This window comes from Fictibacillus sp. 23RED33, from assembly GCF_015903925.1.
Classification (GTDB): Bacteria; Bacillota; Bacilli; order Bacillales; family Fictibacillaceae; genus Fictibacillus; species Fictibacillus phosphorivorans.
The window spans coordinates 599,224-620,609 of record NZ_JACZDX010000001.1 but is presented as its reverse complement, the minus strand read 5'-3'; the positions used below and the strand labels follow the sequence as shown (position 1 = coordinate 620,609).

The 21,386-nt window shown below is 37.5% G+C and carries 22 protein-coding genes and 2 riboswitches; of the genes, 8 read left to right on the top strand and 14 right to left on the bottom strand.

Annotation, left to right across the window (positions count from 1 at the left end; all coding sequences use genetic code 11):
• Window positions 1-12: 12 nt before the first annotated feature.
• The 3 genes from IHV09_RS03270 to IHV09_RS03260 all read right to left on the bottom strand — a co-directional run bounded on the left by IHV09_RS03270 (window position 13) and on the right by IHV09_RS03260 (window position 2,868).
• A complete protein-coding gene (locus IHV09_RS03270; protein WP_197127300.1) occupies window positions 13-426 on the bottom strand; it encodes a hypothetical protein in 414 nt (137 codons plus the stop codon).
• Between the two features lie 232 nt (window positions 427-658).
• Window positions 659-810, bottom strand: a riboswitch (cyclic di-AMP (ydaO/yuaA leader).
• Window positions 811-863: 53 nt separating this feature from the next.
• A riboswitch (cyclic di-AMP (ydaO/yuaA leader) is annotated at window positions 864-1,003 on the bottom strand.
• Between the two features lie 281 nt (window positions 1,004-1,284).
• Window positions 1,285-1,533 (bottom strand): hypothetical protein, encoded by a 249-nt coding sequence (locus IHV09_RS03265; RefSeq protein WP_197127299.1) that lies wholly within the window; start codon window positions 1,531-1,533, stop codon window positions 1,285-1,287.
• A 51-nt stretch (window positions 1,534-1,584) separates the two neighbouring features.
• Window positions 1,585-2,868: an MFS transporter gene (locus IHV09_RS03260; RefSeq protein WP_197127298.1), complete on the bottom strand. Its 1,284-nt coding sequence runs from the start codon at window positions 2,866-2,868 to the stop codon at window positions 1,585-1,587.
• 231 nt (window positions 2,869-3,099) lie between these two features.
• Between IHV09_RS03260 and IHV09_RS03255 the strand changes: the two genes are divergently transcribed.
• Window positions 3,100-4,284 (top strand): DHH family phosphoesterase, encoded by a 1,185-nt coding sequence (locus IHV09_RS03255; RefSeq protein WP_197263611.1) that lies wholly within the window; start codon window positions 3,100-3,102, stop codon window positions 4,282-4,284.
• 43 nt (window positions 4,285-4,327) lie between these two features.
• On the opposite strand, the gene IHV09_RS03250 is transcribed toward IHV09_RS03255, so the two are convergent.
• The 5 genes from IHV09_RS03250 to IHV09_RS03230 all read right to left on the bottom strand — a co-directional run bounded on the left by IHV09_RS03250 (window position 4,328) and on the right by IHV09_RS03230 (window position 8,592).
• The gene (locus IHV09_RS03250; protein WP_197190498.1) at window positions 4,328-5,419 is read right to left on the bottom strand and encodes a Ger(x)C family spore germination protein; all 1,092 of its coding nucleotides are present in this window, start codon (window positions 5,417-5,419) and stop codon (window positions 4,328-4,330) included.
• A complete protein-coding gene (locus tag IHV09_RS03245; RefSeq protein ID WP_197190499.1) occupies window positions 5,416-6,504 on the bottom strand; it encodes a GerAB/ArcD/ProY family transporter in 1,089 nt (362 codons plus the stop codon). Before IHV09_RS03245 ends, IHV09_RS03250 begins: the two co-directional genes overlap by 4 nt.
• 21 nt (window positions 6,505-6,525) lie before the next feature.
• Window positions 6,526-7,377, bottom strand: a complete 852-nt coding sequence (locus IHV09_RS22600; protein ID WP_255520081.1) for a spore germination protein — start codon at window positions 7,375-7,377, stop codon at window positions 6,526-6,528.
• On the bottom strand, window positions 7,374-8,039 hold the full coding sequence (locus IHV09_RS22595) for a spore germination protein (protein ID WP_197263609.1): 666 nt from the start codon (window positions 8,037-8,039) through the stop codon (window positions 7,374-7,376). The genes IHV09_RS22600 and IHV09_RS22595 overlap by 4 nt, the downstream gene beginning before the upstream one ends.
• A gap of 106 nt (window positions 8,040-8,145) precedes the next feature.
• Window positions 8,146-8,592, bottom strand: coding sequence for a MarR family winged helix-turn-helix transcriptional regulator (locus IHV09_RS03230; protein ID WP_197263608.1), 447 nt, complete (start codon window positions 8,590-8,592; stop codon window positions 8,146-8,148).
• Window positions 8,593-8,746: 154 nt separating this feature from the next.
• Between IHV09_RS03230 and IHV09_RS03225 the strand changes: the two genes are divergently transcribed.
• The 4 genes from IHV09_RS03225 to IHV09_RS03210 all read left to right on the top strand — a co-directional run bounded on the left by IHV09_RS03225 (window position 8,747) and on the right by IHV09_RS03210 (window position 13,664).
• Window positions 8,747-9,169, top strand: a complete 423-nt coding sequence (locus tag IHV09_RS03225) for an organic hydroperoxide resistance protein (RefSeq protein WP_066392468.1) — start codon at window positions 8,747-8,749, stop codon at window positions 9,167-9,169.
• A 198-nt stretch (window positions 9,170-9,367) separates the two neighbouring features.
• On the top strand, window positions 9,368-10,750 hold the full coding sequence (locus tag IHV09_RS03220) for a sigma-54 interaction domain-containing protein (RefSeq protein WP_197263607.1): 1,383 nt from the start codon (window positions 9,368-9,370) through the stop codon (window positions 10,748-10,750).
• Window positions 10,751-10,840: 90 nt separating this feature from the next.
• Window positions 10,841-12,178, top strand: a complete 1,338-nt coding sequence (locus IHV09_RS03215) for an aspartate aminotransferase family protein (RefSeq protein ID WP_197128180.1) — start codon at window positions 10,841-10,843, stop codon at window positions 12,176-12,178.
• A 43-nt stretch (window positions 12,179-12,221) separates the two neighbouring features.
• Window positions 12,222-13,664, top strand: coding sequence for a sodium:solute symporter (locus IHV09_RS03210; protein WP_197263606.1), 1,443 nt, complete (start codon window positions 12,222-12,224; stop codon window positions 13,662-13,664).
• Between the two features lie 120 nt (window positions 13,665-13,784).
• Here IHV09_RS03210 and IHV09_RS03205 read toward each other — a convergent pair whose 3' ends face one another.
• The 3 genes from IHV09_RS03205 to IHV09_RS03195 form a co-directional block, all read right to left on the bottom strand.
• Window positions 13,785-14,066, bottom strand: a complete 282-nt coding sequence (locus IHV09_RS03205) for a hypothetical protein (RefSeq protein WP_197127293.1) — start codon at window positions 14,064-14,066, stop codon at window positions 13,785-13,787.
• Window positions 14,067-14,149: 83 nt separating this feature from the next.
• Window positions 14,150-14,470: a hypothetical protein gene (locus IHV09_RS03200; RefSeq protein WP_197190503.1), complete on the bottom strand. Its 321-nt coding sequence runs from the start codon at window positions 14,468-14,470 to the stop codon at window positions 14,150-14,152.
• A 123-nt stretch (window positions 14,471-14,593) separates the two neighbouring features.
• Window positions 14,594-15,088, bottom strand: a complete 495-nt coding sequence (locus IHV09_RS03195; RefSeq protein ID WP_197127291.1) for a competence protein ComK — start codon at window positions 15,086-15,088, stop codon at window positions 14,594-14,596.
• 272 nt (window positions 15,089-15,360) lie between these two features.
• Between IHV09_RS03195 and IHV09_RS03190 the strand changes: the two genes are divergently transcribed.
• Both IHV09_RS03190 and cphA read left to right on the top strand, forming a co-directional pair.
• Window positions 15,361-16,155 (top strand): cyanophycinase, encoded by a 795-nt coding sequence (locus tag IHV09_RS03190; RefSeq protein WP_197263605.1) that lies wholly within the window; start codon window positions 15,361-15,363, stop codon window positions 16,153-16,155.
• 15 nt (window positions 16,156-16,170) lie between these two features.
• On the top strand, window positions 16,171-18,798 hold the full coding sequence (gene cphA, locus IHV09_RS03185; RefSeq protein ID WP_197263604.1) for a cyanophycin synthetase: 2,628 nt from the start codon (window positions 16,171-16,173) through the stop codon (window positions 18,796-18,798).
• Window positions 18,799-18,836: 38 nt separating this feature from the next.
• Here the strand turns inward: cphA and IHV09_RS03180 are convergent, their stop codons facing one another.
• Together IHV09_RS03180 and IHV09_RS03175 are read right to left on the bottom strand one after the other, a co-directional pair.
• Window positions 18,837-19,241 carry a hypothetical protein gene (locus IHV09_RS03180; protein WP_197194740.1) on the bottom strand — a complete coding sequence of 135 codons (405 nt, stop codon included), beginning with the start codon at window positions 19,239-19,241 and terminating at the stop codon, window positions 18,837-18,839.
• Between the two features lie 130 nt (window positions 19,242-19,371).
• A complete protein-coding gene (locus IHV09_RS03175; protein WP_191752836.1) occupies window positions 19,372-19,530 on the bottom strand; it encodes a DUF3934 domain-containing protein in 159 nt (52 codons plus the stop codon).
• 420 nt (window positions 19,531-19,950) lie between these two features.
• On the opposite strand from IHV09_RS03175, the gene IHV09_RS22765 reads away from it, so the two are divergent.
• The gene (locus tag IHV09_RS22765) at window positions 19,951-20,214 is read left to right on the top strand and encodes a nuclease-related domain-containing protein (protein WP_197263603.1); all 264 of its coding nucleotides are present in this window, start codon (window positions 19,951-19,953) and stop codon (window positions 20,212-20,214) included.
• 603 nt (window positions 20,215-20,817) lie between these two features.
• On the opposite strand, the gene IHV09_RS03165 is transcribed toward IHV09_RS22765, so the two are convergent.
• A complete protein-coding gene (locus IHV09_RS03165; protein WP_197263602.1) occupies window positions 20,818-21,384 on the bottom strand; it encodes a GNAT family N-acetyltransferase in 567 nt (188 codons plus the stop codon).
• Between the last annotated feature and the right edge of the window lie 2 nt (window positions 21,385-21,386).

The window sequence follows — 21,386 nt, the reverse complement described above, 5'->3', positions numbered from 1 at the left end:
CCGCTCTTTTTTTTATGAAGAAAGTAAGAATTGAATATTACCGGTTTTGTTATAGATTACGTAATCTGCACCCAACTCCTTATAAACTCTGGAAATATACCGTGTGTCTGATTTGATGACATAAACAGGTATGTTATAAATGCTGCGAATGAGTTCAATCGTTTGGCAACATTCTAAAAATCCAGATTCAACAACAATGATTTTTTGAACAAAAGGACCTACCATCTCGATAACTTTACGCTTGTCAACATAATTCATGACATATACATGTTGAAACCCAACTTGTGAGAGTCTTTCTGCTTCTTCTCGGTTAGGAACACAGAGAACAAGAGATTGATAGTCTTCACACAATCTTAGTTTTGAAATAAAAACATCTGAAACTAGATCAGGAAACATAATGAGCACGTTCCCAGATGATTTCTCCATCGTTCCACCCTCCATCTCTTAAAGAAAACTAGGCTAACTTCTAGCCTCTCATGTCAGCCTTAGCTGCACTTATACTATCGTCTTAAACTTGTTACTACGCCGAAAACCATCGTGCCGACAAGTTATACTTTTGGATAGTGAAAAAAAGGCAACAAAAAAGAAGCCTGCGGAAGAGGAACTCTTCTCGCGGCTTCTACACATACTTGAATAAGCGTGTGAATACACGAAATTTGTTGCCTCTCTCTGTACGCTTACGGAGTTAGCTGACGGATTCGGGCTTGAGAGTAGCCCTACTCGATCTCTCGAGATTCACCCCATGCAGATACGAAGAACTGCGGTTGGTTCCCCCGCTTCCTAAACTTAGGAATTAAGCGATAAAGACGCATGATATTAAAATCATAGTTTGTTAAATTGTCATTACTCTTTTTTAAATTCACCTTCCCTCTCCTACCACGCTTACGAAGTTAGCTGACGGGTTCGGACGGCAGAAGTCGCCCGACTTTATAAGTTTCACCCCAGGCAATGGAAACTGCCGATGGTTCCTCCGTTCCAATAATGGATTCAGCGGTCATGGAAAAATTTTAAAGTTTTACGATAAGAAATATATTACTCCTGGTTTTCACCGTTGTAAATCCATTAAAAACTCTAAAATATTCATATTTCGTATAAAAACGAATTAAATAAACTTATTTAAGAAATAAAAAACAAACAAATCATCTTTTTTCTTTCACTTTCTCAATTTTTCGATACATTTCAAAGAAAATAATAGTTGTAATATTCTAAAAAAACCAAGTTTTGAAACTTAAATTTTTTTTAAAAAATAAAAAAGCTAAGCAAATTTTACTTTGCTTAGCTTGGTTAAAACGATCTAAAATCCAATCTCTGTCTTTTAGTCCAGAGCCATACGCCTGTGAACAGATGAATCGCAAACACTACAAAGACAGCTCCATAACTTTCTGTAATCCAGCTCACAAACCAAATGATCGGTAGAGCTAAAAAAAAGTTAACAAGCAACAACACCCATGAAGTTCTCGCTATTGCTACAAAGAATAGAATAATTGGTAAGATTAAAAAAATCCAGAATAGTACGTTTTGAAAAGTTGCCATGACTTCCCCTCCGCTTTTCATTATAAAAGGGCTTCGCCATAATCTCCAGCTTTAAACTGGTACTTTTTCTAATTCAAACTCATTTTTGTTATCATTTTCTTCAATATCATACCTGGGTAGAGTGAACATGTAGAATAGTCCAACAAGAATCAGACATCCTCCCACAACCCAGAACAGCATTTCTACGGTTAGAATTTTCGGGAAAAACACAGCGATTAAACCGAGTGTCATGGTGTGAGATAGCATATTGATCGGTGTAATCCATCCTTGAACACGTCCCATCATTTTAGGGTCTACGATCTTAGGTAACCAGCCACCGATTCCAATATTGATTAATGGAATGCTAAACCCAGCCAATCCTGTAAAAATAAAGAATGTCAACACATTTGGCGCGATGGCGCATAAACCAAGTGACAATCCACTTACGAATAGACCAAGAACAATCGCATACGAGAGTCTGATCTTTTTAGCGAGCATCGAACAAATAACACTCCCTGTAAGGATAGATACACCAAACACGACACCCATCCACATCATCATTTGCTCGTAATTATCTGGAGCGAGTTTATATTTCATGATAAAAGCCGGCATAACTGACAATCCACCATTTACTATACCAAACAAGAAAAAACCAAAGATTAATGAAAGTAGAAGCTTAGATTGTTTAATGTAATTGAACCCCGCAACAAAATCCTTCCATACCATCTTTACACGAATATCTTTGAACCTGTGTTGTCCGTTCGGCAGACGAACATCTTCATCAACTCTCATACTCATAATTAATAATGCTGATATAACATATGTAACAAGGTCAAATGCAATTGCTCCTTGTATTCCTACACTCCAATAAATAAAAATGGCAATCATGTTCCCGAAAAGCATAAATAAACTACCTACCATTTGATTCAATCCAGCTGCAATTGCATAATCCTCTTTCGAGAGTACACCTTGTACCATCGCTTGATCAGCAGGAAAAAAGAATTTACCTACTGCACTTCTTAAGAATAAGATAGCAAAAATCAAAGGCATCCAGTCTAGCCATATAGCACCCATTAATAAGAGGCACAGCCCTGCACAAATCCAATCACAATAAAGTGCGATTTTTTGACGATCCATTCGATCGGCTAATACCCCTACGATAAAGAAAACAGCTAGTGTTGGCAGAGAATACATCAATTCTGCAAGTGTGGCATAAAACGGTTGTTCACCGAACTTATCTAACAAATAAAACATAAAAGCTGTAACGCCTATAATACTTCCCATCATTGAAGTAAAACCAGCAAAAAACAGCTTGCTGAAGTTTTTATTCTGAAACACTTTCAGAAACTCCTTCACATCATAACCCCCAACTTTAAATAATTTGCATCATTACCATTTTCTACCTAATGCCGTCAATTGTAAATAAATTCTTGTGAAATTTCACAAGAATGATTTAGCATATTCATTCCGTTTTCGGTGTTAAAATCAGCTGAATTTGTAAATGAAAAGAATACTACGATATAAAGGTTGAACTTTATGCTTTATGACGATACTCTAGACAGAGAGCATAATAGAGAGGATACTAACATGATTCATTTATTTTCACACAACGATTTAGACGGAAAATCGTGCGGTTATTTAGCACAACTAGCATTTGGAGACAACTGTAAAATATCGTATTGTTCACATGGAACGATTAATGACCGTGTAGAGATGCTGCTTGATAATCCGAGAGAAAGAAAAACAGAAATTATCATTACAGATATTGCGGTTAACGAAGAATTAATGATGCGACTTGATGAACGATCTAATGCAGGTGGAAAAGTAAAGCTGATCGACCACCATGCAACAGCGCTTCATTTCAATGGTTTTGATTGGGGGCATGTTCAAGTTCGTTATGATGATGAACGTTTAACTTGTGCTACTTCCCTTTTCTATGAATATTTGATCGAGAACGGTAAGCTTAAACCAACAGGTGCGCTCGATGAATATGTAGAACTTGTGCGTTTATATGATACGTGGGAATGGTTTGACCAAAAAGTTGAAGCTAAGCGTCTTAACGACTTATTCTTTATCCTTCCTCCTGATAAATTTGAGGATCAGATCATGGATCGTTTAAAAGGTGATTCTTTTCAGTTTTCAGAAACAGAAACAACGATTCTGGATCTTGAAGAAGAAAATATTGCAGATTATATTAAAAAGAAACAACGTCAGATGGTCGAAATCTGGGATACTTGGTCTTTAGGCGAAGGATCTGAAGAGAAAACGTATAAGGTTGGTATTCTTCATGCCGAACGTTATCACTCTGAGCTTGGGAACGAGATCAATCGTGAGAATCCTCACTTAGACTTGATTGTGATTCTAAATATCGCTAACAAACGGATCGGTCTTCGTACCATTCATGAAGAGGTGGATTGTTCGATCTACGCCAAACAATATGGCGGCGGCGGGCATCCAAAAGCTTCTGGAGGAAACATGACTTCTGAAGCATTTGAAAAGTTTGTTGTTGCTGCATTCCATGAACAACCTAGACGAATCGATGCACCGAAGAACGAGCACAACGTGAAGGAAAATCCTGATGGCAGCTTATATGTGAACAATCATCGTGAAGTATCTAAGATCTATTCAGAAGATAATCAAACATGGCTGATCACACATAAGACACATCCAGTAGATGAAAAATTTGCAAGCTACCAAGACGCTGAAAATTACGTTAAGCGCCACTTTGAAGGCTGGCTGATGCGCGATGATGAAGCAAATAACAATAATTAACCAGAAAGAAAGAAGGACTGCCATAAAAGGCAGTCCTTTTCCTTTATTCTACAACACCGGTGTGTATCACTTCTAAGTCAACATTCACTTTCACTTTTACATCTGGATATTGCTCTTCCCACTTTTTTAAATCAAAGTCACGGTAATGAGCTTCATATTTAGAACCTAGACCGATCGGATCAACCCCATTATTTTGAAGTAATTTGATAATTCTTGCAGCATCTTGTTCAATCTTCCTTGTTATTTGCATCTGAAGTTCTTTTACTTTATTTTGATTAGCTGTAAGTGGTCTATTACCTCGATACTCTTGAACTCTGGCACCCATTTTTATCTGGATATTAAATTCAGGGGTACCTTTGTTTATTTTGACCTTATAGTGTGGTGTTGATTTGATATTGTTGATTACAACAAACTCATTTTCGTTAATCTTATATTGATGTGTACCCATTTTAAAACGTTCTACCAACATTTTTAGTGTGAATACATCCTTAATAGGCAACGTCGTTATTAATTGATCATCCTTAAATAGGCCAACTCCATTTATTTTAATTTTGTCTTTTTCTTTTTTTAGGAGGGGCAAGTATGGATCATTCCCGTCATTATGGTAGTTGTATGAAAAGATAGAAAGATCAGAAGTCGGCAGTTCCCCTATTTTGGCGTTTTGGATAATCATATCAGAAAGATACAAAGCAATGTTTTCTTTCCCATATTTTTTTATCGAGAGTAATTCCGAAGCTTCCCCTTCAATAATAGCGAGCTGTATAGTATTTGCAATTTCGGGTGTGCGGTTTATCGTATCAATAAATGGAAACAAGCCTTTTTCTGCAAGCTTTTGACCAAACAATGCAATACGAAGCTGGCCGGTGACCAAGGGATATTGAACTTCATTTTGAGAACGATCGATGGTTTCTTGAACGGTTTCCCCTTCAGCTTTTAATATTTCTATTGTTGAAGTTTCATCTACCTTATATTCTGGGTACACAATGGTTCCTAATAATTTTTTGTCAGAAGTTAGATCGAAACCTACACCTTGAATAATACTAATTTCATTTGTATTTTGTGTTGGAACGATCTTACAACCAGATAACACAAACATTAAAATGATAGAAATGCGAAGGAATAAACACTTCATCATAATATCCTCTTTTTCTTTTTAACCACTATATAAAAAAGCCACAATAAAGGTATATAAAGATAAAATAACCCTAGTGAAATGCCAGAGATCATATCCAAGAACGAATGAAGAATGTAACGATCATCCAGCAACTGGCATAGGACCAAACTTGAAGCCATTAAGACAAGTAATGGTGCTTTTTGTTTTTTCTTAAAAATTTTTTTAAAGCCTCTGCTCGATGCCCAAAGCATCAGCGTTATGATTGTTACGATTTTAATGAGATACAACGAAGCGAGTATATACTCAATCCTTTGGATAAACGAAAAGGTTGTTAAAGTATTAATATTAATTCTTGCCCAAATCGTAGTCTGTATTTGTTTCTCACTAATAAATAAGAAAGTAGTAAATGCTCCTACCGTATAAAATAAAGTTGTAAATGCTATGCCTAGATGAGCAAATTTTTGGGATGATCTAGCGTTTTTTATAAAGGGAAAGACCATTAAAATGATCTCAAACCCTGCCATAGAATAACTTGTTTCTTTAGCAGACCTTAATAGATCAACGAAGGTATGATCCAATATAGGAAGAACGTTATCTATATGAATATAATTTCTAGGTAAATAAAAATGGTTAAAGAAAAGAAGGAACGTATATATGACAGCTACAAAACATATACCTGCTACTACTCGGAATCCACCAGATATAATGTAGTAACATAATGTAAGAATCAGTAAAGCAAGTACCCATGTTGGTAATGTAGGGAACATCCATACTTGGATAATTTCAATATACTCCCTTAGTACACTAACAGCGGCCAACCAGAAATAAAACATAATGATCCCGCTCAATATGGATCCAAGTGTTTTACCGTATAATTGGTTATGTACATCCACAATATCACCATTTGCAGAAGATAGAAGATGAATCATTACTGCCATGATAAGTTGAATGATTGCCCCAGCGATCAGAACACTGATCCAAGCATCATAGCCAGCATCTTTTGCAATAATTCGATGAAAACCTAGTATTCCTACACCGGTTTGTGCACCTATTATGATGAAGAACAAGAAATAAGGTGATACTTGGTGCCGAATGTTTACTTGCATGATCAATCAACCTCCTTTCCGTTATTCATCAAAATCAGAAGGCGGTCCTGGACTCCTCCTATCGAACACAGCTCTTTGTTTTACTTGTGGTCTTAGATTATCGGGATTTTCTTTTTGCACAGAAAACGGCAAGCGTATCCACAGATCCTTAAACATGTTCATACGAAACGGATAAAATCCAATATACGGCCGTCCCAGTGACGTTAAACGCAATAAATGAGCAAGCAGGAAGTTCAGTCCGATGACAATTCCGATCAAACCAAGAAATTGCGCCAATACGATTATTGGATATTTAACAAGCCTTACCGAGTTATTGAACTTATAAATTGCTGAAGTATAGGAAGCTAACGTACTTAAACCGATTAAAATGATTAAGACACTGCTTGTTAGTTTGGCTTCTACAATTGCCTGTCCAATTACTATCCCCCCAACAATACCGAGAGTCGTGCCTATTTTAGTCGGAAGGCGGAGACTTGATTCTTTTATAAATTCAACACTTATTTCTAATATGAGAACTTCTATAATAGGTGGAAATGGAACTGCTGCTCTGGATGCTACTAATGAGTCAAGTAACTTTGCCGGAATCAATTCATAATGATAGGTTAAAACGGCTATATAAAGAGGTGAAATCACTATCGATACACAAAGGCCAAATAACCTAATTAACCGCAAGTAGTTCGCAATTAACCAAGGGACATAATAATCTTCCATAGCCACTACCGATTCTGCTAATGTGATCGGTGCGATTAAAACGTCTGGAGATCCATCAACAACGATTACGATTTTCCCTTCTGTAAGTGCTGCAATGGTTCTATCCGTTCGTTCTGTTGGAATAATCTGAGGAAAAAGAGAATTCGTATTATCTTCAATCATAGAAGCCAAGTAAGAACTATCTGAGATATATATTGAACATCATTTATTCGTTGTAAAACGGTTTCTACATTGTCTTTGTCCGCAATGGAATCCATATAGATGACAGCAATTTTTGTTGAAGATAATTTTCCTATCTCCATCTCTTTTACATGCAGATCTGAGGATGGTAAATGTTTTCTTATCAAGTTAATGTTTGTATCCATTTCTTCTACATAACCAGCTTGAGGACCAAGAGCCGTACTTTCCATCATAGGAAATGAAATATCTCTGAACTTACTATTCGCAACATTAACGAGTAAACATTCTATATCATTCTCTGCAATTCGAATTGCCGAAAATCCTTGCAGCAACTTTTCTTTTATTAATTTTGTGTCTGATGTTACGACTGTTTGCTGAATGGGGATGTTATTTTTTACTTTTTCTAAGGAATCACTTTCAGATAGGTAAGGCACCACATCTCTATACAAGGTTTCTGACATAACAAGTGTTCTAAAATATGATATCCAAAATGGTTCTGTTTTCTCAAAGGATGTATGATCATTAACAAAGTCATTCGATTCGGAAAGTTCCTCCACCCAATTAGTCTTCTCAGGACTAGTTTTAGGTTGTTCCTCGATGTTTTTCTTTTCCTCAACTTTTTTCTCTCGCCGTTTTTTGAACATGCTCATCCCTCTATGTGAGTTTTTCTTTATTGTTCATTTGTAACTCTTAATGTATTCATGTAAGAACAAGAAAAGCGCTTAGATTCCTTTCTCTAAGCGCTTTTCTTTATTTTGAATTTGAATGGTTCTGTAGCAGGTCCAGCATCGATGTAAGTGTTTTATTTAAAAGGGTCATTTCTTCCTTTTTCATTAAGATGTTTTCAGTAAGCTGACTGGGGATGCACTCCGCTTTTTCTTTTAAACCTTCCCCTTTTTCTGTTAATGAAATAATGACACTTCTTTCATCTTCAGGTGACCGTTTTCTTTCCACCAACCCATTTGCTTCCATTCGTTTAAGCATTGGAGTAAGTGTACCGGAATCCAAAAACAAGCGCTGGCCTAATTCTTTTACAGACAATGAATGTTTTTCCCATAAAAGAAGCAAAACTAAGTATTGTGGATATGTGACGTTGAGTTCTTTTAACAACTCTCGATAAAGCTTTGTAATCTCACGTTCTGCAGTATAGATTTTAAAACATATCTGATTTTCTAATTTTAACGTTTCACTTTTCATGATGTTTCCTTTCTTTTTATAAAGGGTACTTGCATTATAACACAATTTAGTTTTACACAATTAAATTGTTTGACTCTACAAAAAGTATGCGTTATGATGATTACGAGTTATTCAGTTGTACACAATTTAATTTTACACAAAAGGAGTGTTTGGAATGGAAGCATTATACACAGCAAAAGCAACAGCTGAAGGTGGACGAGCAGGTACAGTAAAGAGTGATAACGGTGTTCTAAATCATGAGTTAGCTATGCCTAAAGCACTTGGAGGATCTGGAAGTGAAAACGCAACAAACCCTGAGCAACTATTTGCAGCAGGATATGCCGCTTGCTTTGATTCAGCACTAAACCTTGTTGCGCGTCAAAGCAAAAAACGAATTGAATCGAAAGTTACTGCTGAAGTTTCTATCGGAAAAGATACAGATGGCGGCTTTAAACTAGCAGTAGTTTTAAACGTAGGTGTTAACGGTGTAACACAAGAAGAAGCTGAGGAATTAGTAAAGACAGCTCACGGTGTTTGTCCATATTCTAAAGCAACAAGCGGCAACATTGACGTTGAGTTAAAAACTGAACTTCTATAATAGAGGCAAAAAGGACCATTGTTTTGGTCCTTTTTTTATTTGTATTCTCCCTTATCCCTTCAATCCACCTCTTACCTTTCGTTTTATATAAAAAATATTCTCAGTTTCTATATCCATCCACATTGAACAATCGTATAATTATTCATAAATAAATAATTATTCAGAAATGAATATTTTATTTAACTGATAAAAGGACTGATGAACTTGAGTCAATCAAAAGATTGGAACGAAAATGAACAAATTCTTCATTCTTTAAAAGACGACATCTTAGTTACAAATGTAGAGGGTATAATCCTTAAAGTAAGTGAAGTTACAGGAAAAATCTACGGAGTAGAATCAGATAGTTTAATCGGAAAATCCGTTTATGATTTAGAAGCTCAAGGGTTATTTACACCGATTCTCACTCCAATGGTTGTAAAAGAAAATAAAAAGATTACGTTTGTTCAAACAACGAATAAAGGAAAAAAACTGCTTGTTACAGGAATCCCTGTTTATAACGAACAAGGCGAATTATATAGAATTGTAAGCTACTCACACGACATTACTGAACTGGCTCAATATAAAGAGTTTTTGCTTGCCATGGAAGAAGAAATGCATCGTGTAAAAACGGAGCTTGGACTATTAAGAAACAAACAGCTTCATGATGCTGGAATCATCGCCAAAAGTGAAGATATGAAAAAAGCAGTTTCAACAGCACTTCAGTTATCAGAAGTTGATGTGAATGCATTAATCCTAGGGGAATCTGGTGTTGGAAAATCATTATTAGCTAAATTCATTCACAATAAAAGTCACCGGTCAAAAGGTCCATTCATTGAAGTTAACTGTGGCGCTATTCCAGATTCTTTATTTGAAGCGGAATTATTTGGTTATGAACCTGGCGCTTTTACAGGTGCACATCAAAAAGGCAAAGTCGGTCTTATTGAACTATCGAACGGAGGCACACTCTTCTTAGATGAGATCGGTGAACTTCCCCTACAGCACCAAGTAAAAGTGTTAAAAGTCATTCAAGAAAAACAGTTTTATCGTGTAGGAGGAACGAGACCCATCCGTGTAGATTTCCGTTTGATATCTGCTACGAACAAAGATCTTCAGAAAGCAATAAGTGAGAAGCTTTTTCGTGAAGATCTCTATTTTCGTTTAAATGTTGTACCCGTCACGATTCCACCACTCAGAAAGAGAACAGAAGATATCGTACCTCTCATACATATGCTTTTAGAGCAATTTGAAAAAAAGTACAACAAGAAGAAAAGATTAGATGAAGCTGTCATTCATCATCTTCTGCACTATGATTGGAGGGGAAATGTACGAGAACTAATCAACATCATGGAACGATTAGTCGTACTCTCCCCTACGACTCTTATTACGGATGAACATCTTCCTGATCATGTAAAAAAAGGTACATCTACACCCTCGCCAACTATTCATGCAGAACAAACACTTAAAGAAATGTTAGATGAAACAGAGAAACAAATTTTATTAACAGCAAGAAAGAAATTTAAAACGACCATACGGATGGCAGAAGCACTCGGCACTAGTCAGCCTTCAATCGTAAGAAAAATGAAAAAATATCAGATTATTTAGTTTTTTGGCATGATCCTTGCATGGATATTCTATATAGAAATTATTTATACAACATGAGAATGGAATATCAAGGAGGTAATACACGTGTCAATGAACAACTGGAGCAACCTTGTAACCGAAATGCCTAACCTTTTAGCGCCTAGTATGGCAAAAGATCATCCGAACCTACCCGTCGTAAAAGCAGAAGGCTGCTACTATTATGGATTGGATGGAAAACAATATCTTGATTTCACTTCTGGTATTGCAACGGCAAATACTGGCCATCGTCATCCAAAAGTGGTCCAAGCTATCAAAGATGCAGCAGATCATCTCATGCACGGGCCATCTGGGGTCATCATGTATGAATCAATCCTGAGACTTTCAAAGGAACTAGCTCATGTTCTACCCGGTGATTTGGATTGTTTCTTTTTTGCCAATAGCGGAACTGAAGCAATTGAAGGAGCGCTGAAACTCGCAAAGCATGTCACTAAAAGACCTTACGTTATTTCTTTTACCGGATGCTTTCATGGTCGATCACTAGGTGCGTTGAGCGTGACAACATCCAAAAGCAAATACCGCAAGTTTCTGCAGCCGAACGGTCTTGCCTATCAAGTTCCCTACGCAGATGAAAAGAGCGCACCGAGTGGAGTAGATTCAGAAACGTTTGTTATCGAGAAGCTTGAGAAAGATTTTGAAACACTTTTCAATCATCAAGTAACTCCTGAAGAAGTCGCCTGTATGATTGTGGAACCCGTTCTAGGTGAAGGAGGCTATATTGTCCCACCGAGTGGCTGGCTGAAGAAGATAAGAGAAGTTTGTGACAGACATGGTATTCTGCTGATTTTCGATGAAGTTCAGACCGGTTTTGGAAGAACAGGTGAATGGTTCGCTGCTCAAACATTTGGAGTTACGCCAGACATCATGGCTATCGCAAAAGGGATTGCTTCAGGACTGCCACTAAGTGCAACGGTTGCTTCTAAAGAACTGATGCAACAATGGCCCCTCGGCAGTCATGGTACAACATTTGGTGGAAATCCTATCGCTTGCGAAGCCGCGCTCGCTACTATTGATGTCCTAACAAAAGAAAAGCTCATTGAGAACTCAAAGAACATGGGAAATTATGCATGTACAAAATTGAAAAAGCTTCAGGAACGAACTCCGTTGATCGGCAGCATTCGTGCGGTCGGACTTATGATTGGAATTGAAATCATCGATCCTTTTACAGGTAAACCAGACGGTCAAGCACTAATGAAAATTCTAGACAAGTGTTTAGAGAAAGGCGTTCTTTTTTATCTTTGTGGAAATCATGGTGAAGTAATTAGAATGATCCCTCCTCTTACCATCAATCATGAGCAGATTGATCAAGGTCTTGCTGTCCTTGAAGAGTCACTTGAAGAATATTTGAAAGAGATGCATGCACAACTCTCGGAAAACTATCAAAACGCGTAAATTGCATGGTTAAAGCATTACACTAAAAAGGAGGTTTTTTATTATGCAAACTTTTGATACAGTTATTATTCTTTTGTATTTTGCCGTATTGATCGGTGCAGGAATCATTGGCTCTACTAAAGCAAAGACTTCTGAAGATTTTACTCTTGCAGGACGAAACCTTGGCATGTTTATGTATCTTGGATGTTTGTCTGCCGTTATTTTAGGCGGTGCAGCTACGATTGGAACGACAAAGCTAGGATATCAGTTTGGAATTTCCGGCATTTGGTTTGTATCTATGATCGGTTTAGGCATTATTCTTTTAGGTACTATATTTATAAAAAAGATCGATTCATTAAAAGTTACAGCAATCAGTGAATTATTAGGAAAACGATACAAATCCGAAACACGTCTGTTAAGTGCCATCGTGGCATCCATATATACTTTGATGATTGCAGTTACCCAAGTAATCGGGATGGGAACGATCATTAATGTACTCTTAGGCTGGAGCTTAACGACTTCCATGTTAGTAGGCGGAGGAATCGTTCTCTTCTACACAATCCTTGGCGGTATGTGGAGTGTTACAGTTACGGATATTATTCAATTTATCGTAATGACGGTCGGTGTCTTCTTCATTATGGTTCCTATGAGTCTTTCAAAAGTCGATGGTTTAGGAAATCTATTAACAGAACTTCCTCAGTCTCACTTAGATTTCACAGGTATCGGTTATCAGCAGATCTTCCAATACTTTTTGTTGTTTGCACTTGGTATGGTCGTATCACAAGACATCTGGCAACGAGTATTCACAGCAAAATCTAGTAAGATTGCTAGAAACGGCTCTATCTTTGCCGGAGTTTATAGCTTTGCATACGCGATTGCAGGAAGCATCATCGGAATGTGTGCATTCTTGGTGCTGCCTACCCTAGATAATCCGCAGAACACGTTTGCTGAGATGGCTCTTACCATTCTCCCTACTGGTATTTTAGGACTTGTACTTGCAAGTGTGTGTTCAGCACTTATGTCAACCGCATCTGGTTCGTTACTTGCGTCTTCTACTTTAATAACGAACGACATTCTAAAACAGTATTTCTTAAAATCTCCTACTGACAAACAAATGATTAGAGCATCAAGGATCACAACACTTATTATCGGCTTAATCGCCATTACCTTTTCCATATGGATTCAAGATGTACTCGTTGCACTTGATGTGGCTTATGCAATACTATCTGGAGCAATCTTCATCCCACTTGTTATGACATTCTTTTGGAAACGAGCGACTCCTAATTCAGGATTCTACGCAATCTTAATTTCTACAGTTGTTGTACTAGCAGGATTGTTTATTGAAGGACTTACAGCTACGAATCCCATTCTTTATGGTATGTCTGCCGGATTGGTTAGTATAGTGGGTATTTCCTTATTCACCGCTCCAATTTCAACTGAGTTCGACACACCTTTCGATGAAGATGTAGCACTTGATGATGTAGAAGAAGGAAGAAAACAAGCTTAAAACTAGAAAAAAAGCCTTTCCCATTGGGAAGGCTTTTTCTATAATTCAACAGATCATACATTATCTTAATTTCTTCGATAAACAACCACAGTATCTACTTCTCTAGCGGCAAAAAAATTTTTATTTTCCACCAATCCCGAACGATAATAACAATAGGCCGAATACGGAGATCAGAGCCATGAACAATATAAAAAACAACCCGAAAAATTTCGCTTTTCCAGCTTCTTTTTTGACAATAGCTATAATGCTTAAAATCACACCGATAAAATACAGCATGATTCCACTAAATAGAAAGATAGCAACCTGTTGAGCTACATCATCTCGAACGATGAATGGCCAGCCAGCAAGAACAATTCCCGCAATGCAAAACCATAATGATAAACGACCAAAACGCAGATTCAATTGATGGCACACTCCTGTTTAAATTCTTCTAACGATGTTCAATATCCATTGTTGCCATTTTCACATCAAAAATCAACTATCTACTAAATAAAATAATCTTTGTAATAAACAAAGATGGAGACTAACGAAACAAGCGTATAAATAATAGCTGTATAATAAGGATAACTTGGTTTGAACGTAGCTTTTTCTTCTTCAATCTTAATACCTGTCATCGCTTGAGCCTGCATACGAACCATGTTAGATGAAATTCCGCCCTTTGAAGTGAAGAATCGAATCGTGAGAGCAAAAATCAAACCAACAAATAATGAAAAATCAATAAACGTCACTCCCAAAAGGTTGGCCACCACATAATTAACGACTAGCATTAAGATTACGGTTACGATGCAGCTTATTACGTGTTTCATAACATCTCCTCCTTAACTGGTTATACGCATCATAAGGAAGAAAGTTCCAGATAAATGAAAAACATTGAATGAAAAAACGCCCATGCATATTGCATCGGGCGTGATTCTATTATTCTACTTCTCTTAATATCTTATTATTCTTTCACTCACTCGCTCACTAAGAATATATCTATATTGTGCTGTTCGGAAAAGTTTAGCCTCTAATGCATATTTAGATTGGGGTAAGATTAAATTTGCGGTGTTTTTAAAGTGGACACTGCATGTGTCGGAATCTATAGAATCTATCCGTTGAACATGTGATTGGGATAACCAGATACACGTTTCATTCTTAGGAGATTCTACAGGAAAAAAGAAAATGCCAAGTTCGAGGTTAATCATGATAGGAGATAGACTAACATAGCCCATTGAACGACGCACTGCTTCACGCCTGCCTTCATAGCTAGATCCAAAGAACAAACAGCTCTCGTTAATGATCTTTATTGGACTGAGTGCAACTCTTTCGTTTTTTTCGCTTTCTAATATCTCGGTTTGAACCTCTCCGTATTCGTTATAAAACGGTAAGAGTGCCATCGTGCTCGTGTTAATTTCGTAGGATCGAAGAAGTAATGTTTTTTCCATTTATACATCCTCCCTTTAAATAGTTAAACGAATCATAACTCCTCCCCTTTTAAAAATTAGAAAGTAAAATACTCCCAATAGGTAAATTATACTAATTGTTTTGACAAGAATCTATATAATTTTACAAAAATTTTAACTATTTAAATAAATAGTTAAATAATTCCTCAAATAGGTTTGAATACTAGCGGATCGTGGAATACATAACAGGGCGAAATGGACGATTATTTCGACCTGTTTTTCCTACTACTTAATGAATAAGAGGCTGATGAAAGATGGCAAAAGGTGATCTGCTGATCATTGGTGGCAATGAGGACAAGAGCGAAAAGAAAATAATCTTATCTAGATTCTCTGCACTATGTAAAAATCGTCAGGGACCGATCGGAATCCTGACAACTGCATCCGGCTATCCGGAAGAAGTAGGCAGTGAATACTATCAACTGTTTCAAACATTGCATGGTACGAAGCCACTACTTTTCCATTTAGATTCCCGTGAAAAAGCGGAAGATCCTGAATTACCCGAACAGCTTTCTTCCCTGTCTGGTCTTTTCATGACAGGCGGCGATCAATTACGATTAACAAGCATTTTAGGTGGGACATCTTTTTATAAACACCTCTTTCGAGAATGGAAAGACGGTTTGATTATCGGTGGAACGAGTGCCGGTGCTGCTGTAATGAGCAGATTGATGATAATATCATCAAAACTGTTTGAAAAAGAAGATGTTTCTATACTTGAGTTAGGTTCAGGCTTTGGATTTTTAGAAGACGTAATTATTGATCAGCACTTTTCTCAGCGTGACCGTTTTAGTCGTCTCATGCGAGCTATCGCGTTAAATCCTCAGATCATTGGCATCGGAATTGATGAAAACACGGCAATCTGGGTTCATAACGACGGTAAGCAGTTTGAGGTAATCGGTGAGTACAACGTCAGCATATTTGATGGCAAAACCTCGACTTACGTAGACATCGCTGAGAATAAAGGAAATATGACGATTTCCGATATCCGTTTCCATACACTAGGAACAGGTGCTGTTTTTGACTTATACAAACGAGAATTAATCATCACTTAAGGAGAGAACGTCTTAATGAAAATCAACCGCGTCAATTACTTAACAGGACCGAACCTTTACAGCTTTAAACCTACTATATGGATTGAGCTTGATATAGAAGAATTTGAGGAAAAACCCTCTAACACTCTACCGGGTTTTACAGATACATTGTTAAAAGTCATCCCTTCCCTTCACACACATACATGTTCTAGGGGGTATGCTGGTGGATTTGTAGAACGTCTTCATGAAGGAACTTGGATCGGACATATCTTAGAGCATATTGCACTTGAAATTCAGCACCTTGCTGGTATTTCAGTGAAACGGGGAAAAACGATCACAAGTGAACGAAAAGGAATTTATTTTGTAACCTATGATTATGTAGAACCGAAATCAGGTCTATACGCTTTTGAAGCTGCCCTTGAAATTGTAACCTCTATCTTAGCAGGAGATGAAATCAGCGCTGTCTCGTACATCTCGCACACCTCTGACCTGTACCATCTACATAAATTAGGTCCGAGTACAGAGGCCATTTATGAAGCTGCAAGAAAACGAAAGATTCCAGTAGAGCGTATCGGAACAAATAGCTACTTAAGAATAGGAACGGGTAAAAAGCAAAAATCCGTCCAAGCGACTATCTCCTCCCAAACGTCTTATTTGGCAGTAGAAAATTCTTGTGATAAAGATATGACCAAAACATTAGTAAGAGGTGCTGGGCTCCCAGTTCCGAAAGGTGATGTAGTTTCCAATGAATATGAGTTGCTGCAATCTGCTGAGAAAATTGGTTATCCGCTTGTCATTAAACCGCTTAATGGGAGACAGGGTCAGAACATCATAACAAATATTCAAAATGATACAGATTTAATTGCTGCTTTCCGCTGTGTGTTCAGCGAAGGTACTTCATATATTCTAGAGCGATATTATGCAGGAAATGATTACCGTTTTTTCGTGGTAAATAATGAGTTAGTTGCAGCAAGTCTTCGTCTTCCACCATTTGTGATCGGTGACGGATATAAGACGATTGCTGAACTCATTGATGAAGAAAACTTAAATCCATTACGTGGTGATGGTCATGAAAAGGCAATGAGCAAGATCCCTTTAGATGAACGTACGGTCGTTCATCTTGAGAAGAGTGGCTATTCTCTTCAATCCGTATTAAACAAAGGAGAGTCTCTAGAAGTATTAGGTAACGCAAATCTGTCTACAGGTGGTTCTGCAATCGATGTGACAGAAGACGTTCATCCTGACTACCGTAACATGGCCATTGAAGCTGCTGCTGCAGTAGGTCTTGATATTGCAGGAATCGATATTTTATCGCCCGATGTAACGGTTTCCTTTATTGAAGGTGAAGCTGCCATTCTTGAAGTGAATGCAGCTCCTGGTATCCGTATGCATCTTCATCCATCACAAGGAAAAAGTAGAGATGCTGGTGGAGCCATCGTGGACTATCTGTTTGCTTCTCGTGAGGAAGCTGCGGTTCCCGTTGTGGCTGTAACAGGTACAAATGGAAAAACGACGACCACTCGTCTTGTATCACATCTTTTACAAAAGGAAAACATCACGGTTGGATATACGTGCTCTGATGGAGTTTGGATTGGTGATCAGCAACTAGATGCAGGAGATTGCAGCGGACCAAGAAGTGCTCGTAAAGTTCTAGCTCATCCTTCTGTAGATGTTGCCGTCTTAGAGACCGCTCGTGGTGGAATGCTGCGCGAAGGCCTTGCGTTTCGCTATTGTGATGTTGGAATCGTAACAAACGTTAGTGAAGATCATCTTGGCTTAAATGGGGTAGAAACATTAGAAGACTTGAAGAAATTAAAGCAAACAGTTGCTGAAGTTGTTCTTCCTAAAGGTACATGTGTTTTGAACGCTGACGATTCACGATGTGTGGATATGGCGAATCATACAAATGGCGAAGTAATCTTTTTCTCCCTATCAGTATTGAATCCAGTTATTCAAGATCAGTTAAATCAAGGGTTAAAAGTTTGGTATCTAGAAGATGACTGGGTGGTATTCAACGAGAACGGTAAAGCGGAAAGGTTCCTTCCTGTATCACACATTCCGATTACGATTAATGGCGCTGCCCGACATAATATCGCAAATGTCCTAGGCGCACTCGCAGCCGCTCATTCATTAGGTAGACCTTTGTCTGAATTAAGAAGCAAAGTGATCACTTTTCTTTCATCGGAAAATCAAAACAGAGGACGCTTTAATGTACTAAACATTCATGATCGTACAATTGTAGTAGATTATGCGCATAACCCTGCAGGTTTGAAGGCACTTTTTGAAACGGTAGATCAACTAAAGAGTGGTCGAGTAATAACGGTTGGATCAGCAGCTGGAGACAGACAAGACCAAACGATACAAGAGATGGGCCGAATCTTTGGAGCTCACTCTGATATTTTTATCATCAAAGAAGATGTAAACCTAAGGGGACGGATTCCTGGAGAAACGGTTCATCACCTATATACAGGTGTAAAAGAAGCGGAGGGCATTACATCCGTTTCTGTATATCCTAAAGAAGCTGAGGCCTTGATTCAAGCATGGGAATGCTCAGAGCCAGGTGATACACTTGTTTTCCTCTATGACGAATACACGTCCATTCAAGGTATTCTGCAGAAAATCAGAAATTCAAAAGCTGTCGGTGTCCTGCAGAAGGCAGAATAAGAAAAGCAGTTCCCTTTTAGGGAGCTGCTTTTTACCGTTTATGCTTTAAGTGTTTTAACAACAATCGCTTGTGAAGCACTTTTAATTAAGCACCCTTCCAAATCTCCTTCACTTAACAAGCCGAGCATGATCGCAGACTTTACCTTTTCCTCATCTGGTTTTGGTACATGATGAATGAGATCTGTCATATTCAACTGAGTGAGTCTATTCACTGTCTTTTCTTCGTGAAGCTTCTCTGATTTTCGGATCTGCCGCTGCAATTTGTAGTTGTTTACTGTTACTTCACCTTTCTCATTTTGGCCAACTAAATGATCAAAATAAATATGAAAGACTTTTTTTAGTTCATCTAGTTCTTTTTCTAATTCTTTTTTCTTCTCGTTAAGTTTGTTATATTTTATGATCAAGTCTTCTGATATGGTATAGTTCGTATTTTGTGTAGTCAAAGCTCGTCCCTCCCATTTACCATTGAATAGTTCATCTTATGGTAGATTTGAGTGATTTATTCCAAAATAAAAACCACCTAACTTTAGTAGTCAGATGGCTCATTCACAGCATTGGGCTGTTCTATTTTTGTTAATTGTTTTCTGTTCCACTTTCGTTCTCTGGTTTATTCTTACCTTTACTCACATAAGGTTTTGGACCTTTTTTCTTACTGCTGGTTTTCCAGCGGTTCCATCCCTTTTTCCCTGTTCCTTGACCAACGCCACTCTTCTTGCCTTTTGCTTTACTCATTCTTATCACTCCATGACCGTTCTTGTGCTTATTTCAAGCAGTAATTTGAATTATACTACATTAGCGGCGGCGGGGATAGTTCCGTAGACAGTGCTAGGAGCTCTGGATTATAAAATTATGTGATGTCGGTCATTTTTTATGTGATAATACCCATTTTTTATGTGATGAGTGTTAATTTTTATGTGATTTCCCTAAGAAATTATTTGATTCACACTATTTTAAGGTTCAGTTATTCAGAAACTAGTTTTTTGAAAGCCAAATTATGGAGGCCTATAATGAGTTCATAACCCTAAAGGAGGCTATTTTATAAAAAAACAACCGCACATTCCCTATGTCATACAAAAACTCAGCACAGTTATTGACAGATTAGAAAGCTGTCATCAAAAACGTTCAAAATTGGAAGGAAATCTGGCAAAATATATGGCTGGCCATAACGGTGAAAAATCCCTACAGTATTTTTATCGGTATCTACCAAAACAAGAGGCTGATATTATCCATAATATTCGAATTAAGCACATGGAATTCTTTTTTCAGATTGATACACTTATTATTACTTCTAAATTTCTTATTGTGTTAGAGATAAAAAACTATACAGGAGAACTGTCTTTGATGATAAATATGGACAACTCATTCGGACTTCAAGTAAAGGAAGAGAAATCTTTGAAGACCCTATTCAACAAGTAAAACGACAATCTTTCCATTTAAATCAAGGTGCTTGAACAGCACAAAATCCCTAAGATCCCCATTGAAACATTAGTTGTTATTACTAATTCACGAACTTTTGTTGATAGTTCAGAGACATATAGAAATGCATTAAAGTTAGTAATTAAAAGCCCGATGTTACCTAGTAAGTATGAAGAATTCAATGCTCAATATAAAAAGGATGTGCTCTTGATGAAAGAAAGGAAAAAAATCAAAAGATTATTGATGAAGTTAAACGAACCATATAATCCCGATATCCTAAGCTATTATGGAATTGATAAAAGTGAGTTGATAACAGGGGTGCTTTGCTCAGAATGTAACACTCAAATGAATCGGATAAACGCTAAATGGGAGTGTGCAGCCTGTTTTCATACCTCTAAGACTGCACATATTGGAGCTCTGAGGGATTACGCTCTTATCATTTCGATGGATATAACAAATAAAGAATGTAAAGATTTTTTACATTTATCAACAAGTATGCAAGCTTACTACCTGCTCAACTCACTAAATCTTCCATACACTGGAACATCCCGCAGGACTCGAACCTATCACCTAGACTCCCTCATCACTTGACCGCATCCTTCATCAATCAGCAGGATTGATAATAGCCATTTGTTGATGATCTTCCCACTTTCCATTAATCTTTACATTTTTACGAGCTAGTCCTTCTTTTTCAAAACCAGCTTTTTCTAACACTCGAATAGAACCAACGTTGTGCGGCATCACACCCGCTTCCACTCTATGAAGGTTAATCTCTTCAAATGCGTATTTTACAATCAAACGCACAGCTTCTGTCGTGTACCCTTTTCCATTGTGCTTTTCATCTAAAAAGTATCCGACAAAGGCACTTTGAATGGATCCGCGCATTACAGCAAACAGGTTGACCGTCCCAATCAGTACCTCTTCTCCTACTGTAAAAATACCAAAATAGTAATCTAAATCTTGTTTTGCATTCTCTACTAACATCTGAATTCGTTTCTGCTGATTTTCAAGGGAATAAAAATCATCGCTGCGTTCCATGGCAAACTTACTGAAGAACTCCCGGTTCTCTAATTGAAGATTCACCATATCCTCTGCATCCTCAACGGTCAATAATCTAATATAAATATTGTCTCCTGATAATTTAACATTTGTTTCCACGCTTTGATTCATCA